Annotated in this window: 1 protein-coding gene; it reads left to right on the top strand. The window is 48.8% G+C overall.

From position 1 onward, the window contains the following. Positions 1–32: 32 nt before the first annotated feature. Positions 33–647: response regulator transcription factor (locus R7Z50_RS28275; RefSeq protein ID WP_318149856.1), on the top strand; the 615-nt coding region annotated here is incomplete at its 3' end.

The raw sequence follows: 647 nt of genomic DNA, 5'->3' as shown, positions 1-647 counted from the left end.
ATTTAACGAAATAGTCAAAAGTGTTTAACGTCATGGATTCGACCTACACCATCATCATCGCCGATGATCACCCTCTCTTCCGTAATGCATTGTTCCAATCGGTACACATGGCTGTCAGTGGTGCCAATCTGCTTGAAGCAGACTCTCTTGATGCCCTGCTTGCATTACTCGCCAAAGAGGAAGAGCCGGATTTGGTGCTGTTGGATCTCAAAATGCCTGGGGCTAATGGAATGTCGGGGCTTATCCACTTAAGAGCGGAATACCCAGATTTGCCTATCGTCGTGGTATCCGCCAGCGAAGAGCCAACGGTGGTGAGTCAAGTGAAGAGCCATGGTGCGTTTGGCTTTATTCCGAAATCGAGTGATATGCGTGAACTGGTCAATGCACTCAACCAAGTGCTCAATGGCGACCCATACTTCCCTGAAGGGCTGATCACCAATAACGCAGCGTGTAATGATTTAGCAGAGAAGATTGCCGCGCTAACGCCACAGCAATACAAAGTGTTGGGGATGTTGTCTGATGGCTTGCTGAACAAACAAATCGCTTACGAGTTGAATGTATCAGAAGCCACCATCAAAGCACACATGACGGCGATTTTCCGCAAGCTCGGCGTGAAGAACCGCACGCAAGCCGTCATCATGTTAACG

The organism is Vibrio sp. 1249-1, from assembly GCF_033340495.1.
Note: the sequence above shows the minus strand (reverse complement) of the source record. Positions and strands in the feature narration are given on the sequence as shown.